This is a genomic window from Peribacillus kribbensis DSM 17871, from assembly GCF_000430765.1.
In the GTDB taxonomy this organism is placed as follows: Bacteria; Bacillota; Bacilli; order Bacillales; family DSM-1321; genus Paraperibacillus; species Paraperibacillus kribbensis.
This window is the reverse complement of record NZ_KE387239.1, coordinates 261,474-276,941: the sequence shown is the minus strand read 5'-3', so window position 1 is coordinate 276,941 and position 15,468 is coordinate 261,474. Positions and strand designations below refer to the sequence as shown.

16 protein-coding genes and 2 riboswitches are annotated in these 15,468 nt (G+C 44.1%); of the genes, 7 read left to right on the top strand and 9 right to left on the bottom strand.

The features are described from left to right. The first annotated feature begins 94 nt into the window (after positions 1–94). Positions 95–211 (top strand): YuzL family protein, encoded by a 117-nt coding sequence (locus H539_RS30945; RefSeq protein ID WP_081415928.1) that lies wholly within the window; start codon positions 95–97, stop codon positions 209–211. Positions 212–334: 123 nt separating this feature from the next. Here the strand turns inward: H539_RS30945 and H539_RS0117405 are convergent, their stop codons facing one another. Beyond that, entirely contained in the window at positions 335–574 is a 240-nt protein-coding gene (locus tag H539_RS0117405) for a DUF2573 family protein (RefSeq protein WP_026694571.1), read from the bottom strand. 224 nt (positions 575–798) lie between these two features. Here H539_RS0117405 and H539_RS0117400 point away from each other — a divergent pair, with 224 nt between their 5' ends. Beyond that, the gene (locus tag H539_RS0117400) at positions 799–1,356 is read left to right on the top strand and encodes a thioredoxin family protein (RefSeq protein WP_026694570.1); all 558 of its coding nucleotides are present in this window, start codon (positions 799–801) and stop codon (positions 1,354–1,356) included. A gap of 185 nt (positions 1,357–1,541) precedes the next feature. Then, a complete protein-coding gene (locus H539_RS30940; protein WP_155890120.1) occupies positions 1,542–1,691 on the top strand; it encodes a BA3454 family stress response protein in 150 nt (49 codons plus the stop codon). Positions 1,692–1,733: 42 nt separating this feature from the next. Here the strand turns inward: H539_RS30940 and H539_RS31660 are convergent, their stop codons facing one another. From H539_RS31660 to H539_RS30230, 3 genes are read right to left on the bottom strand one after another with little or no spacing between them, the layout of a single operon-like run. After that, the gene (locus tag H539_RS31660) at positions 1,734–1,871 is read right to left on the bottom strand and encodes a hypothetical protein (protein WP_162144752.1); all 138 of its coding nucleotides are present in this window, start codon (positions 1,869–1,871) and stop codon (positions 1,734–1,736) included. Positions 1,872–1,905: 34 nt separating this feature from the next. Next, complete coding sequence (locus tag H539_RS30235) at positions 1,906–2,232, bottom strand: GGDEF domain-containing protein (protein ID WP_026694569.1); 327 nt, start codon at positions 2,230–2,232, stop codon at positions 1,906–1,908. A 16-nt stretch (positions 2,233–2,248) separates the two neighbouring features. Beyond that, positions 2,249–2,461: a hypothetical protein gene (locus H539_RS30230; RefSeq protein ID WP_026694568.1), complete on the bottom strand. Its 213-nt coding sequence runs from the start codon at positions 2,459–2,461 to the stop codon at positions 2,249–2,251. A 268-nt stretch (positions 2,462–2,729) separates the two neighbouring features. Here H539_RS30230 and H539_RS0117370 point away from each other — a divergent pair, with 268 nt between their 5' ends. Continuing rightward, positions 2,730–3,848, top strand: coding sequence for a D-alanyl-D-alanine carboxypeptidase family protein (locus H539_RS0117370; RefSeq protein WP_026694566.1), 1,119 nt, complete (start codon positions 2,730–2,732; stop codon positions 3,846–3,848). Between the two features lie 64 nt (positions 3,849–3,912). Here H539_RS0117370 and H539_RS0117365 read toward each other — a convergent pair whose 3' ends face one another. Further along, positions 3,913–5,019: an AI-2E family transporter gene (locus H539_RS0117365; protein ID WP_026694565.1), complete on the bottom strand. Its 1,107-nt coding sequence runs from the start codon at positions 5,017–5,019 to the stop codon at positions 3,913–3,915. Positions 5,020–5,185: 166 nt separating this feature from the next. Then, the gene (locus H539_RS0117360; RefSeq protein WP_026694564.1) at positions 5,186–6,358 is read right to left on the bottom strand and encodes an FtsW/RodA/SpoVE family cell cycle protein; all 1,173 of its coding nucleotides are present in this window, start codon (positions 6,356–6,358) and stop codon (positions 5,186–5,188) included. A 1,174-nt stretch (positions 6,359–7,532) separates the two neighbouring features. Further along, positions 7,533–7,721, top strand: a riboswitch (Lysine riboswitch). Positions 7,722–7,816: 95 nt separating this feature from the next. Here H539_RS0117360 and H539_RS0117355 point away from each other — a divergent pair. After that, complete coding sequence (locus H539_RS0117355) at positions 7,817–9,271, top strand: amino acid permease (protein WP_026694563.1); 1,455 nt, start codon at positions 7,817–7,819, stop codon at positions 9,269–9,271. Between the two features lie 51 nt (positions 9,272–9,322). On the opposite strand, the gene H539_RS0117350 is transcribed toward H539_RS0117355, so the two are convergent. Beyond that, a complete protein-coding gene (locus tag H539_RS0117350; protein WP_035323049.1) occupies positions 9,323–10,828 on the bottom strand; it encodes an amino acid permease in 1,506 nt (501 codons plus the stop codon). A 311-nt stretch (positions 10,829–11,139) separates the two neighbouring features. On the opposite strand from H539_RS0117350, the gene H539_RS0117345 reads away from it, so the two are divergent. Then, positions 11,140–11,382 carry a YusG family protein gene (locus H539_RS0117345; protein ID WP_026694561.1) on the top strand — a complete coding sequence of 81 codons (243 nt, stop codon included), beginning with the start codon at positions 11,140–11,142 and terminating at the stop codon, positions 11,380–11,382. A gap of 336 nt (positions 11,383–11,718) precedes the next feature. Here the strand turns inward: H539_RS0117345 and pabB are convergent, their stop codons facing one another. Both pabB and H539_RS0117335 read right to left on the bottom strand, forming a co-directional pair. Continuing rightward, the gene (gene pabB / locus H539_RS0117340) at positions 11,719–13,461 is read right to left on the bottom strand and encodes an aminodeoxychorismate synthase component I (protein WP_026694560.1); all 1,743 of its coding nucleotides are present in this window, start codon (positions 13,459–13,461) and stop codon (positions 11,719–11,721) included. Next, positions 13,458–14,042, bottom strand: a complete 585-nt coding sequence (locus tag H539_RS0117335) for an anthranilate synthase component II (protein WP_026694559.1) — start codon at positions 14,040–14,042, stop codon at positions 13,458–13,460. Before H539_RS0117335 ends, pabB begins: the two co-directional genes overlap by 4 nt. Positions 14,043–14,236: 194 nt before the next feature. Continuing rightward, positions 14,237–14,338: riboswitch (SAM riboswitch) on the top strand. 74 nt (positions 14,339–14,412) lie between these two features. Between H539_RS0117335 and H539_RS0117330 the strand changes: the two genes are divergently transcribed. Continuing rightward, complete coding sequence (locus H539_RS0117330) at positions 14,413–15,465, top strand: LLM class flavin-dependent oxidoreductase (RefSeq protein ID WP_026694558.1); 1,053 nt, start codon at positions 14,413–14,415, stop codon at positions 15,463–15,465. Positions 15,466–15,468: the final 3 nt, after the last annotated feature.

Sequence of the window (15,468 nt, the reverse complement as noted above, 5' to 3'; positions counted from 1 at the left end):
ACTTTATTGAAAAAGGGGCGGAATGTCATTTTTACAAAACTTTCAACGAACAGAAAACCATACGGAAGGGCACGATAGTAGAGGGGTGAGTACAATGGCAAAACTCAAGAAGAATCCTTCTAAAGCAGGTGTAAGCGCCGCAAGTGTCAAAGGAAACGCAGGTCCTACAGTTGAAATGGCAAGCCGCAATCAAAAAACAAAAAATCGATAAGAAACACAGGCGGCGAGACCATTTTTTTGTAAAAGGCTCATTTTTGTTCCAAAGCCCGCGAAGTTTGTGAAAACAGACAATTTAAAAATGCTGCTGCCTTATTCCGCTTAGGCAGCAGCTTTATTATTTTTTCCTATTCTCTTCATTGAGGGCTTTAATCTCAGAAATAATGGAAATCATCTCTTTCTTGCCTTCAGGATATGTTTCGTTCCAGTGCCTGGAAAGATTCGGCATGGATTTAGAAATGTGGGTATACAGAGCCCACTTCATTACCTTCTGCTGAAGGGAATCATCTGTGGTTCCCAATAATAATTCCGTATATTTGCTTAATAAAGCGTCGAACTGCTGATCAAGTTCAGACATCCTATCCCCTCCTAAAGATATTCTTCTACTTTATTTCATTATTTGCCCGTTGATCATTTTTAGTCTTTATAAGAATATTGAACCCTTTTTACCTTGTCAATGGGATGACTTTCACTCCATTAAACCAAATGACGGCTTAGTGTTCGCACCTCTCAGCATAATCCTCTTAAATGAAAAATTCCATTCCCAGTGATAAGATAGGAAGAAAAAGGAGGAATCGCACCATGAAAAACTTAGAAAACTGGTTTTCAAAAGGGCTTTCCCGGGAGGAATATATCGGAAACATGCAGGTGCACCAAGATCATCTCCAAAAGGTATATGAAGGATTTTCACTGAATAATGAGGAACGCGAGCTTCTTGCACCATTAAAAGAGAAGAGGCTTAAGGCGGTGATTTTAACTGCTGACTGGTGCGGCGATGCCATGGTCAACCTGCCTATCTTTATGCATATCGCGGATGCAGCAGGAATAGAGGAAAGATATCTGATCAGAGATGAAAACCTTGAGCTGATGGATCAATATCTTACCAATGGCAAGTCCCGATCCATTCCTATCATCCTCTTATTGAATGACAACGGAGAGGAAACAGTAAAATGGGGTCCGAGAGCTCCAGAAGCAGAAAAGCAGGTTTCAGAGCTTAAAAAAGACCTTCCTTCCAAAGAGGACCCTGCTTTTGATGATGCATTCAAACAATTTGCCGCTAATCTTGCACAGGTCTTCACAGAAGACCATTCGTTATGGAATTCCATTAAAAAGGATATGTTTAAATCGATTCTTTCATGAACCGTTAGTAAAATGCCCTGCACCCCAGGGCATTTTTTATTAAGGAGGAATTAAGCTATCGTCTGTAGAATATAACTATAACCTCCAAAAAATATGTCCAGAGGTTTAAAACAGGCTTATTGATGGTAAATAGTATTTGTATTTATATCAATATAGTATTTTTAAGAGAGAAAGGGTTGGAAGATATGGTTGAAGTAACAGTAACTGTTGAATATAAAGGACTTAACTATCAAACAAATGTATTAGTGAACAGAAGCGCAGTGGAGGAGGAAATTTTCGAAACGGCTCTAAGACAGGTAAAAGAGCAATGGAGCCCTGAATTGAAGTATCAATAAAAAAATAAGAAGAGGCTTGCCTTAAAGCGCCTCTTCTTTGCATCAAGCATCAAAATGCACCCGGTTCTTCCCGGACTGTTTAGCCCTGTGTAAGGCACGGTCTGCAATCTCCATTACTTTAGCAGCTCCTTGGAAAGGGCTGTATGATACTGCCCCCCCTGCACTGCATCCCACCTTCATTTCATTCCCCTCATTAACTAAAAGGCTTATTAATCTAGGCAATAATGTCATGGGCATGTCCTAATCCATCTTCCCTGGCGGATTTCCCCGTTTCGGAGATGACTGCCACAAATTCATCACCGTCAAGTCTTGCCATGAATTGACCGGGATTCGACCAAGCAGCCAGACGCTTGCCAATTTCCTTTAATAGTTCGTCTCCTGCCCGATGGCCCAAAGTATCGTTTACTGCCTTAAAGCCATCCAGGGCAAGATATAAGAGGATAAAGGTATCTTTTACAGCCGTGATTTCATGCAAATATTCCTGCAGGGCAAACCGATTAGGCAGTCCTGTCAGCACATCACGCTGAGCCAGGTCCTCCATTTTCCCCAGTTCCTGTTCAGAATGCTGAAGAGCAGCCACCAGTTCCCATACGGGACCACATAAAGAAATCCATTTTATCCGCCATCTGAAAAGCCAGCCCCGATAAAGAGCTTCCGCTTTCCATTTCTACTTTTGCACTGGATATTCTGCTGATCGAGATGCCCAGGAAAGCCGTCAGCAAGAAAATGATGGCTGCCAGTATTACAGCAAAGTACGTTCGCAGCTTCATAGAACCATTGACTCCTCTATAACCTATACATTCCGCGGCACTTCTCCGCCTCCCACATTATAGTAGATTTGCCATGTGTTTTATATGCTTTTTTTGGTTATTATGTACTATTTTTTGACGAATAAGGTTCCTTGTCGATAAATTCTCTATTAATAGGACAATTATATACACCAATTTCCATTTAACGACCGCTTTAATTGTTATAAAATAGGCGTATAGGAATGTTATCCCTTCATATGAAAAAAATACAATTAAAGGAAGTAGTATCATGCAAAAGTATATATCCATTTCTGCAGCCCTTCTCCTGGCATCCAGTATCCTTGCGGGCTGCGGCACACAAAACCAGGAAAGCTCCAAGCCTGAGGAAAAAGCACAATCAATGGGCACTCCTAAAAAAGAAGCGGCAAAAGAAGAGACTCCAAAGGAAGAGTCCCCGAAAACTTCAGGGACTGCTCCTGCACAAAGCTCTGAGGAAAAGAAGGACTCCGACACAGCTGCCCTCCCTGACAAGCAGGAGGAAAAGCAGGATGACAGCCAGCAAGAGAGTAAATCACTTCCAAACAAGGAAACTAGCAAACAGGAGGATAGCCTAACAGTTACTCCTGCTAATAAAAATAACAATGATACATCAAAGGAAAATAAAACGGTACCTCCAAAAAACGAGGAGCCTTCCGCTCCAGCGTCCAAGCCGACAGGAGAAGTAAAGACTCCTGTTGTGAAGAAACCAGACATACAGGTTCCTTCTAAGCCTGATCCCAAAAAGGATCCGGACGGAAATGAAGATCAGTCGATCCATCTTGCAGCCCAGCCAAGTTCCATCCAGGTTTTGATCAATAAAGAAAATAAGCTTCCAGATGGCTATGTACCCGGGGATCTAGTGTATACAAACATTCCGTTTATTTTTAGCGGCAATTCGGAAAAAAAGAAAATGAGAAAGCCTGCTTCAGATGCCATCAGCCGTCTATTTGCGGGGGCCAAACAGCAGGGAATGCAGCTGCTGGGGGTTTCCGCCTACCGCTCATATGTAACACAGGTTGGCCTGTTTAATGCCTATGTGAAGAAGGATGGATATGAAAAGGCCAGGACCTACAGTGCCGTTCCTGGGACAAGTGAGCACCAGACCGGACTCACGATCGATGTTACCGGCGGCGACGGCAAGTGTGCCGCAGAATCCTGTTTCGGAGGTACGAAAGAAGCTAAATGGCTTCAGGAACACGCGGCGGATTATGGATTCATCATCCGTTATCCAGAAGGAAAGCAATCCATTACCGGTTACAAATATGAGCCTTGGCACCTCCGCTATGTCGGGACAGCCATTGCCAGGGACGTGATGGGGCGAGGTATCACTCTTGAAGAATATTTCCACGCAGTCCCTGTAAATAACTGATCAAAATAAGAAGGCTGGCTCATGCAGGTCCAGATTACGGACATGCTAAGCCAGCCTTTTTTTATCATGATTCAATATCTATAACTGTCTCCCGATCTTTATGCAGCCTGTACAGACGGTATGTATGGCTTACAATGACCTTTAATACAGCATAAAAAGGAACAGCAAGGATCATTCCCATCAAGCCTGCCATGCTTCCTGCCACCAATAGCAAAAGAATGATCGTGAGCGGATGCAGATCCAGCTTTCTTCCCATGATATAAGGGGACGAAAAGTTCCCATCGATCTGCTGGACAACCACTGCCACAATGACCACCTTAATCGCCATAAATGGAGAAGCAATAAACCCGATGATGAGCGCAGGGATAATCGCAATGAACGGTCCGATAAATGGGATCACATTGGTGAGCATGGCAATGGTAGCCAGAATCAGTGAATAATCAATGCCGATGATTAAATAACCGATATACATCATGACTCCGACTATGAAACTGACAATAGCCTGCCCCTGTATATAGGAGCTTAATGCCGTATCCATATCCTTCAAGATCTTTTTGGCTTCTGTCGCCTGCAGATACGGAAGAAACCTCAGCACTCCGTTCGGGGCCCCCTGCCCATCTTTCAATAGATAAAAGAGAATGAACGGCACCGTAATCGCAATGGTGACAATATTCGTAATGATCCCGAGAATATTTGTGATTTTATTTCCGAGATCTGAAACATTCGTGCTTAGGTAAGCATTGATTTTCTCGGTCACCGTATCCAGGGTCAAATAATCATTCTGCTGGAATCTTGAGAACCATTTATTCTCCTTTAATCCCACTATTTTTTCTCTCAATGTATCAAGGAGGGCCGGGAAATTATCAATTAACCCCTTGAACTGCTTCTGAAGCTCAGGTCCGATCCAGAGGACCAATACAGTCCCAATCCCGATGAACAATAAGTAGATCAAAAGAATAGATAGAGCCTTGGGCACTCTCCGCCTCTGAAGGAATTGAACGATCGGCCTCAGCAGATAATAAAGGACCCCTGAAATAAGAAAAGGGAAAAACAGCGTTTGAAACAGCACTTCAATCGGCCGAAAAATGAAGCGGACCTTGGTGCCAAGCAAAATAATGAGAAATAGAATGATGATCCCATACCCAAACCGGAATAACTTAGTATTTGGCAAACTCTCACCTCTTCAAAATGAACGTCTATAATCTCTGTTTTTTCCCCTATTGTACAGAGTTAAGAACAACAATATTTCCATCTTACCTTTCATTATACCTGTAATTTTCCTAAAGGGTAAATGATTCTAAAAAAGAGCAATTCCTTTTTTGAGGAATTGCTCTTAACTAGGCTTCAGTAGAAAACATATATTTCTTATAGTGGTAACGGATGCTGAAAATGATTCCCATGGCAAGGAAGTTCCCGAGGAGCGAGCTCCCTCCGTAGCTGATGAACGGAAGAGGAATCCCTGTAATCGGAAGGACACCGATCGTCATGCCGATATTTTGGAATACGTGAAAGGTAATCATGCTAATGATTCCAACACATAGATACGTATAATAATCATTTTTAGAATCCATGCCAATTTTTGTGATATGGTAGATCAGTAAAAACAAAAGACTGATGACTACGCTTGAGCCGACAAATCCGAATTCTTCGCCAATGACGCTGAATATGAAGTCAGAATGGCTTTCCGGAAGATAGACTACCCTCTGTCCGAAGCCTTTCCCGCCAGTTTCACCAGATCCGATGGCAAGCAGGGAACGGGTCAATTGAAAGCCTTCAGAGCTCTGGTAATTATAAGGATCGATCCAGGAATAAATCCGCCCAAACTGGTATTGCTTAACGCCCAGATATTTTTCCAGCAGATCAGGATGCCAGAGAACAAAGAAAAAGATGATCCCAATCAATGTAATACCGCCCGCAAAGATGGGCAGCAGGATCTTCCAGGAGACACCTGAAATAAAGATCATCCCAAGCAGAATCGCTAAAAACACAAGCGATGTCCCAAGGTCCGGCTGCTGCATGACAAGCATCAGAGGAGCCATCGTGACTAACCCCAATTTGATGAGGAGCCAGAAATCGCTTTTCACAGTCTTGACCCTATTCTTGGCATGATGGTTAGAAATAACGGTGGCAAGCGCCAAGATAATAAATACCTTCACCAGCTCAGAAGGCTGAAGCGATCCAAGCCCCGGCAGGACAAACCAGCTTTTCGCCCCGTTCCTTGCCGGCGCAATACTTGCAGGAGCCACAATAATCAGAAGAAGCAAAAAAATCCCAAAGCCATATGCATACCATGACAGCTTTTTTAATTGGTCCGAATCAAGGGTGATGATCCCGCCAATCAGGCCGCACCCCACTATGTACCAAAAGACTTGCTTCAAGACAAAGTTTTCCCCATATTGCCCGGTCGACTGGGCACTGTAAATAGCTGTACAGCTAGCCAAAAATAGAAGCAAAAGAATGAACGCTAATCCATAATCAATTCGAGATGAAATATTTTTTTGAGACTGCATGTGGACTCTCCTTTTACATCTAACCCGCACTAATCATCCGCGCGGCAAAAAAATCACTAAATTCCCATCTTTTTCTGTCAGACAGCACTTACTAATTATACTGTAACAAAAGAATTTCTCAACATCCAAAAAAGCGATGGTGATAATTGCCTTTCCCCATCCCCCTTATTCTCAACCAAAAAGCTTAAAAAATGCTTAAATTTAAAGCGGAGAACGGTGCTTTTCAACTAACTTTAAGGTGAAAAAGAATGATATACAAATCTATTCTATAAAGAAAGCTTTTTGAAAAGCAGCCTTCCGACTAGTATAAGCCAGGGCGGCTATGGGAAGGCAGTTCGCAGCTGGATATCCCTAAAAGCGGAAAGCGGTGCCTTCTACTATAAACTACCATTAATATGTCTCTCATCAAGAATTATAAAAACTCTACCATTTGGAAGGCAGAGACCTGACAAGCACAAGACGAGCCGGCTATGGGGAGTGCCTTTCTCCCCGTAGCCGGTTTGGCTTGTGACTCGAAGGTCTCAGCTTACAGCTGGATATCCCTAAAAGCGGAGAACGGTGCTTTTCAACTATATTTAAGATGAATAAGAATGATATACAATCTATTCTTATAAAGAAAACTTTTTGAAAAGCAGACACCTGACTCATGACTGAAGGTGTCAGTTACGAACAGAACCCGCCACACCTGTTCAATGTGGAACTGACTTCGGACAACTTCATGCCCTTTCCTCCTCTACCTGTCCGAAGGGGAGCTGCCTTCGGACAACTTCATGTCCTTTCCTCCTCAACCTGTCCGAAGTCGAGCTGCCTTCGGACAACTTTAAGCCCTTTCCTCTCCAAACTGTCCTAAGCGGAGCTCCCTTCGGACAACTTTCCTCCACTTCACCCGGAATCAGTCCGAATCCTCACCACTCTCGGTCTCTTCCATGGCACAACCTATTAAACCCCAGCCCCATCACCGAGTCGTTCTTTCCTATCTTAGGTAAGTTCCCATATTAAACCGCGCTCAATTCCCTAAAGCACCGCTCCCGCAGGGCCGACACCAGCAGGGGTTTTCTTTTAAATGCCCCGAATCAGATAGGAACACCTCCACAGGTATAAAATAACTGTTGCTATTCTAGTTAATTTCAACTATACTTCTAAAAGATTCTTAATTTAATAATTCCTCATACACCGATTAAGTAGAGGTTGCAGTTTTTATCAGTAATGCGTACGAGATATTGAGAGATCGACGACTACGCCTGAAAGGAAAAGCTGCCGAAATTTGCTGTTCATCTCTTTGAAAGCAAATTGGGGCTGTCACCTAAGAGGGACAACACTGTCACGCTTTTTATTCTAAAAAGCGTGGGGAGCTAATCATCGGAAGGTTTGATTCGGACTATATTTGAAAGCCGTCGATCCTTCGACGGCTTTTTTTATTTTCTGCTCCTTCCAAATACAAGAAAAGGAGATGTAAAATTGAGTACAACAAGTAGAAACACAAAGCCTTCTCAATTAAAAAGAAGCTTAAAATCCAGACATTTAGGCATGATTTCCCTCGGAGGCACAATTGGTACTGGTCTATTTCTAGCCAGCGGCGGTGCCATCCATAATGCGGGACCCGGCGGGGCGCTTGCCGCCTATGCTGCTATCGGCATTATGGTTTACTTTCTGATGACAGGACTTGCTGAAATGGCTGCCTATATGCCTGTGGCAGGATCCTTCCGTGTTTATTCATCTAAATTCGTTGATCCTGCATTCGGATTTGCCATGGGATGGAACTATTGGTACAACTGGGCAATCACCATTGCTGCCGAACTTGCAGCTGTGACCCTGATCATGAAGTACTGGTTCCCACATACTCCTTCCCTATTATGGAGCGGAATATGCCTGATTATTATGTTTTTATTAAATTATTTATCCGTAAAGGGATTTGGGGAAGCTGAATTCTGGTTCTCCTTGATCAAAGTAGTGACAGTTATTGTTTTCATTATTGTCGGATTATTAATGGTGATTGGCATTATGGGCGGACATCATGCGCCTGGGTTTGAAAACTTCACCGCGGGGGATGCACCATTCAGCGGCGGTTTCCTTGCTATCCTTGGAATCTTTATGGCTGCTGGATTCTCTTTCCAGGGAACAGAACTGTTGGGAGTTGCTGCCGGTGAAAGTGAAGATCCGGAGAAAAACATTCCTAAAGCCATTAAATCTGTTTTTTGGAGAATTCTTTTATTTTATATTCTTGCGATTCTTGTGATTGGTTTGCTGATTCCTTATACGAATAAAGACCTTTTAAGCGGGGATATTGCTGTGAGTCCGTTCACTTTAGTATTCAAGCGTGCTGGTATTGCGTTTGCTGCTTCGGTAATGAATGCCATTATTTTGACAGCTGTACTTTCCGCAGGAAATTCAGGTATGTATGCTTCTACCCGTATGCTTTGGGATCTTGCCCGGGAAGGCTATGCTCCAAAGTTTCTTGGTAAATTAAATCACCGCGGGGTACCTGTCAATGCCCTGATTATCACGGCACTGGTCGGAACTATCGCTTTCCTAGCCTCCCTTTTTGGAGAAGGAACAGTGTATGTATGGCTCTTAAACGCTTCAGGAATGTCAGGATTCATTGCCTGGGTCGGAATTGCCATCAGCCATTACCGCTTCAGAAAGGCTTATGTTGCACAAGGTAAAGATCTTAAAGACCTTCCTTATCGTGCAAAATGGTTCCCGTTTGGACCTCTGTTTGCATTTGCCCTTTGTATCGTTGTTATTCTAGGGCAAAACTACTCGGCATTCTTCGGCGATTCAATCGACTGGAACGGTGTTATGGTTTCCTATATCGGACTTCCCTTATTCCTGATCCTGTGGCTGGGCTACAAGCTTTTGAAAAAGACTAAGATTGTACCGATTGAAAAAGCCGATTTAACGACAGATAAATAACATACGAAAGGCCCCTACAGCTGATAGGGGCCTTTTATTTTGATTTTTTTCCTAATGTTTGGTCGGGCTTAAATCACAGTCAGCAAGCTTAACAACCTTCGTTTTCTTTATGAATTTATAGCCAAACCATAAAATAAAGAACAATGGAAGGCTGATATAAGATACAAGCATCCCCTTCCAATCAATCGGCCCTTCAGTGAAGGCGGAATAGTTCTGCCCGATGATGATGAAGGCGCAGAGTGCAAAGGCAAAAATCGGTCCGAAAGGAAACCATTTTGCACGATATGGCAAATCTTCCAGGCTTCTCCCCTGTGCCACATAAGCCTTCCTGAATCTATAATGACTTACCGCAATCCCAATCCATGCGATAAACCCGGAGAGACCTGCAGCATTCAACAGCCAGGTGTAAACCACACCATCTCCAAATAAGGAGGAAAGAAAAGCCAAGCAGCCTACAAGCGCTGTAAGGATCAGTGCATTTAATGGAATCCCGCTTTTTGTCACTTTCCCAAAAACCTTCGGCGCCTGCCCTTCTTTCGCCATATTCCAGAGCATGCGCGCACAAGCGTACATCCCTGAATTCCCCGCTGATAAGATCGCAGTCAGGATAATTGCATTCATCACAGAGGTCGCAAACGCAAATCCCACCTTTTCAAAAACCAGTGTAAATGGGCTGACTGTAATATCATCACTGGTCGCCAGCTCCGGAGTAGTGTAAGGAATAATCAGGCCAATGATGGCAATCGTCAGGATATAAAATAATAATATTCTCCAGAAAACCTGCTTAATGGCTTTCGGAACATGCTTTTTCGGATCTTTACTTTCCCCTGCCGTTACCCCGAGCAGTTCAGTTCCCTGGAAGGAAAAGCCGGCAGCCATAAAGATACCAAGAACCGACATCAGTCCGCCGTGCACCGGTGCATCGCCGACGGTGAAGTTTTTAAAGCCTGGTGCCTCCCCGCCCATGATTCCGAAGATCATTAAGATGCCTACAGCGATGAAAATGATAATGGTAACGACTTTAATGAGTGAGAACCAATATTCAGATTCTCCGAAGCTTTTTACTGAGAGGACATTTAAAAGAAATAAAATAGCTAGTGTTAACCCGCTCCATAATAGTGAAGGGGTATGAGGAAACCAATATTTCATGACCAGTACGACTGCCGACAGCTCTGCCGCGATGGTGACAGCCCAGCTGTACCAATAATTCCAGCCCATGGCAAACCCCAGGGATTCATCTACAAACCTTGAAGAATAAACACTGAAGGAACCTGCGACCGGCATATATGACGCCAGCTCTGCCAGGCTTGTCATCAGAAAGAATACCATGATTCCTACTAATCCATAGGCAAGCAGCGCACCGCCAGGGCCTGCGCTATGAACGGCATTCCCGCTGGCCAGGAATAAGCCTGTGCCGATGGTTCCTCCCAATGAGATCATTGTGATATGTCTGGCCTGAAGCTTGCGCTTTAAGCCTGTTTTTTGTTTAGTGGCTATGATTGCATTTCCCAGCCTGCCTGAAGCAGCCTTGGTTCTTCTTACTTCTGTATGTTCCATAATTACACCCCGAAATTGTTGTTTAAGAACTAGTTATCAGCTGATGTTTATAAATACCATGAATTCGGGATCTCTAAACCAGCCAATATAAGGAACGCATTTTACAACTATAATAATGGGCAGGAAGTTCACAAAAATCCTATGCATATGGATTTATACCAATAAAACCTTTAGCATAGCACAGCATCGCATTATGAGGGATAGAATCCATACATTCCTTGTTTTGCGGAATTTACTATTGCACAAAATTATTTTTGGAATGTTTCATGAACCAAGGGAAATGATAAAACAAAAAGAAAGGACTGTTTTCAATGGTACTTAAGCAAACACAGGTAGATATCACCGAGGGAGTCGTAGGCAGGATTGAAAACGGGGAAATGAATCTGTTTTCCGGAGAAGACAGAATCGGAAAGGTTACTCACTCTGATAGTGGAATTGCATATGCACTAGAAGACGGCTATCAAGCCGAAAACGACCGCATCTACCAAACCGTTGATGTAACGGAAACACCAGACATGAAATACACCGACTGCGATCAGGGCGGTTGGTGCTGATTAAAAAAAGCGGCAGGCTGCCGCTTTTTTCTATATGAATTCTTGTGCTTGACAGGTCTCTGCCTTCCAATTGAGAGAGTCTTTATAAACTTTTATGGCTGGTCATGTATACTATTTAAAGTTTAGCTCGGAAGGCACTGCTTTCAGCTTTAGGCATATCCAGCTCCGAACTGACATCCTCGAGTCATAAGCCAATCAGTCCATGGGGAGAAGACCGCTCCCCATAGCCAGCTCGTCTTATGCTTTTCGGATGTCTGCTTTTCAAAATGGCATGTTTATCTAAATAGATCGTGCATCATACTGCACCACATGAGTTTTAGTTTGAAAAGCACCGTTCTACGCTTTTAGTTTCACCTTGACCCATTTCCTCACGCTGTTTATGTGCCAGGTGTTTTGGGCTTTTTCTAGATCGCTTTTTGTGAGGGTTTGTTCTTTGATTTTTCCGGTTTTAAGGAGATGTTCCCTGAAGGTTCCCGGCAGGAGACCGCTTGAGACGGGAGGGGTCAGGAGCTCTCCTTTCAGTTCAAGAACCAGGCTGCCGAAGGTGAATTCCGTGAGTTCTCCGCGCTCATTCCACAGCAGAACGTCGAAGTCTGTGCCTTCCTTTTTGAAATCATCATACACTTTCCGGTTGGTAGTTTTATGATATAAAAAGATATTGTCGGAAGAAATGGGCTTTTGGGCCAGGGAGCATGTGACCCCATCTTCATTCTTGGACAATTCTGCTCCTTCGACATTTAGATCCCCATTTGGACTTAAGAGGCATCTTACCTTCCATAGACCGTTTTTATGCTTCTCAGCAAATGCACGCAGAGCCTCTAGCACCTTCTTTTCTTCAAATGGAAAGTCAAAGTATTCCGCCGAATTTTGAAGCCTTTCCATGTGTTCGGGCAGAATAAAATAGCCGCCTTCCTCCAGCCTGAGAGATTCCAGCAATTCAAAATGGAACGGCTTCTGGGTTAACAGCCTGGCTTTTACAAATGCTTCATGATACTCATCCTTCATTCCTGAATCCCAGGTAATTCCCCCTCCTGCTCCATAGCAGGCTTCACCGGATTGATTATGGATCGAAACCGTACGGATTGGCACATTAAACACAGCTTTTCCTTCAGGTGTAATATAGCCGATGGCCCCGCAGTACACCTCCCTTGGCTCATCCTCCACTTCCGTAATGATGCCCATCGTACTGATCTTAGGAGCTCCGGTGATAGAACCGCAGGGGAAAAGGGCTTTGAACACATCAAGAAATGTGCATCTCGGTTGAAGCTCTCCTGTAATCCCAGAGGTCATCTGCCAGACTGTCGGATATTTCTCAATCGCAAATAATTCCGGCACTTTTACGGTTCCCGCCTTTGCAATTCTTCCCAGATCATTTCTCAGCAAATCCACGATCATCAAATTTTCAGACCGATTCTTCTCAGAGTTGTACAGCCACTCTGCATTTCCTCGGTCTTCTTGCAGCGTCCTCCCTCTCTGGACGGTCCCTTTCATCGGCCGCGTTGTTACTTTATGATTCTCAAGCTTAAAGAACAATTCCGGGGAAGCGGATAAGATGCTGTATTCGCCAATGTCCAGGTATGCACAGTACTTGGAGGACTGCGCCTTTGAAAGCTGCTTATAGAAAGCAAAAGAATCTCCTTCAAACCGTGATCTCAGCCTCATTGTATAATTGACCTGATAGGTATTGCCTTCTTCTATCTCGTTTTTTATTTTTTCAAAGCCTGCCTGGTACTTTTCTCTGCTCCAGGGGGACTTCCAGTCTGACACATGAAAAGGGAGCGGAACTCTGGAAATGTCTTCTGACTGCGGCGCATCATAAATGCCAAACCAGATGAGCGGCATCTTAGGGTTTTTCTGTACCTTGAAGGACTTTTCAAAAGCAGGCGCTGCTTCATAGGAAACATAACCGGCCGCATACTTTCCTTCCTGTACAAATCTTTCCACTTTCTCCAGCATGCCCAACACCTCATCCAGACGGCGCGCTTCCAGGATGGCAATAGGATTCGAAAATACAAGCGGCTTTTGATGCCTGTCTGAATCAGAAAAATCAAATTGGAGATAAGGCTTCTTTATAGTCATTGTTTAACCTGCCTTTTATAGCTATGGATAAAGGTCTGAAGCAGCTCATGTCCGTGCTCAGACATGATGGATTCAGGATGGAATTGCAGTCCCTCTATTGGAGAAGTCCGGTGCCGCAGCGCCATGATTTCGCCGTCTTCTGCCTCTGCAGAAATCTGCAGGCAGGAAGGAAGGGTGGATTTTTCAGCAATTAATGAATGATATCTGGTAACCGAGAATGGTCCTTCAATGTTCCTAAAGATGGTTTTATGGTCATGGTTAATAAGGGATACTTTGCCGTGCATGGGCCTTCTGGCTTTGACTGCCCTGCCGCCAAATGCCTCTGCTATAGCCTGATGCCCCAGGCAGATGCCCAGCATAGGCACTTCCTGATGCAGCCTCCGGATCAGTTCGAGGCATATTCCCGCATCTGCCGGTTTTCCGGGACCTGGTGATAGAATGATAGACTCGGGATCGAGGCTTAGAGCCTCTTCCACTGTAATTTCATCATTCCTCGCAATTCTGCATTCTTCCCCGAGCTCCAGGATATATTGATACAAATTGTATGTAAATGAATCATAATTATCGATTAATAATATCAAAGGGGACGTCCTCCTGCGCGAGTATTTGCCTGTCCTTCTAAATGTACCAGAGGTGCTTCCGTTACTAAAGCATATTTGGAAGAGAGATTCTATTTCCGTAATCTTCCAAAAATAAGGTCAGATAATTTAGAATAATAGGTTACTTTACTTGTCTAAAGTCTGCATCTATGGTAGGATTAATTCGAATTAAATATTTCTTATCACGAGAGGCGGAGGGAATGGCCCTTTGAAGCCCGGCAACCACTGATATTCAGTAAGGTGCTAAATCCAGCAGACGTAGTTCTGAAAGATAAGACTGAAGCTAAATGCCAAACTTCTTCTTATCGAGGAAGTTTTTTTGCGTTATACAGATTTTAGGAGTGTGGGACAGATGAAGTATGGATTTTGGCTTCCTATCTTCGGAGGCTGGCTTAGGAATGTAGAAAACGAGCAGATGCCTCCTACCTTTGAGTATGCAAAAAAAGTGATGCAGTCCGCAGAAAACTGGGGCTATAGCACAACACTCATTGCTGAGCTGTATTTAAATGATATAAAGGGTCCTGAGCACGATTCACTTGAAGCTTGGACAACTGCGGCAGCGCTTGCATCTGTCACAGAAAAAATCGAAATAATGACTGCGGTCCGGCCTGGATTCCATAATCCTGCGGTTACCGCCAAAATGGCGGCAAACATTGACCAGATCAGCAATGGACGGTTTACCCTGAATGTGGTCTCCGCCTGGTGGGAAGAAGAAGCAAGGCAGTACGGCGGAATCTTTACGGAGCACGATGAGCGCTATGACCGGACAGAAGAATTCTTAGCGGTACTAAAAGGATTGTGGACAGAGGAAACGTTCAGCTATAAAGGGAAGTTTTACGATATCCAAAATGCCCATTTAGAGCCGAAACCGGTCCAAAAGCCGAATCCCATTCTATATGCCGGCGGTGAAAGCCCAAGAGGCAAGCAGGCGATTGTGGACCATTGTGATGCGTATGTGATGCACGGAGGAACCGTGGAGGAAATCGGTGCAAAAATAGCGGATATGAAGGAAAAGCGCAGCGCTTCCGGCAAGGTGCCTTTTCAATCCTTCGGGATGGCGGCCTATATTGTCTGCCGGGATACAGAAGAGGAAGCCCAGCAGGAGCTCGCAAGAATTACAGATGTAAAGGAATCCAGCGCTTACGCAGGCTATAACGATTTTACAACGAAATCTCAGCTTGAGCAGCAGATCAAGCTTTACGATTATTCGGTTTCCAACCGCGGTTTGAGACCGGATTTAATTGGGACTCCTGAACAGATTGCGGAAAAAATCCTCGACTATGAGGAAGCGGGCGTTGATCTTCTGCTGCTTCAATTCTCGCCGCAGCTTGAAGAAATGCAGAGATTTTCAGAGAAGGTTATGCCTCTAATAGAGGAAAAAAGAAAAATACGGGTACAAGCTTAACCT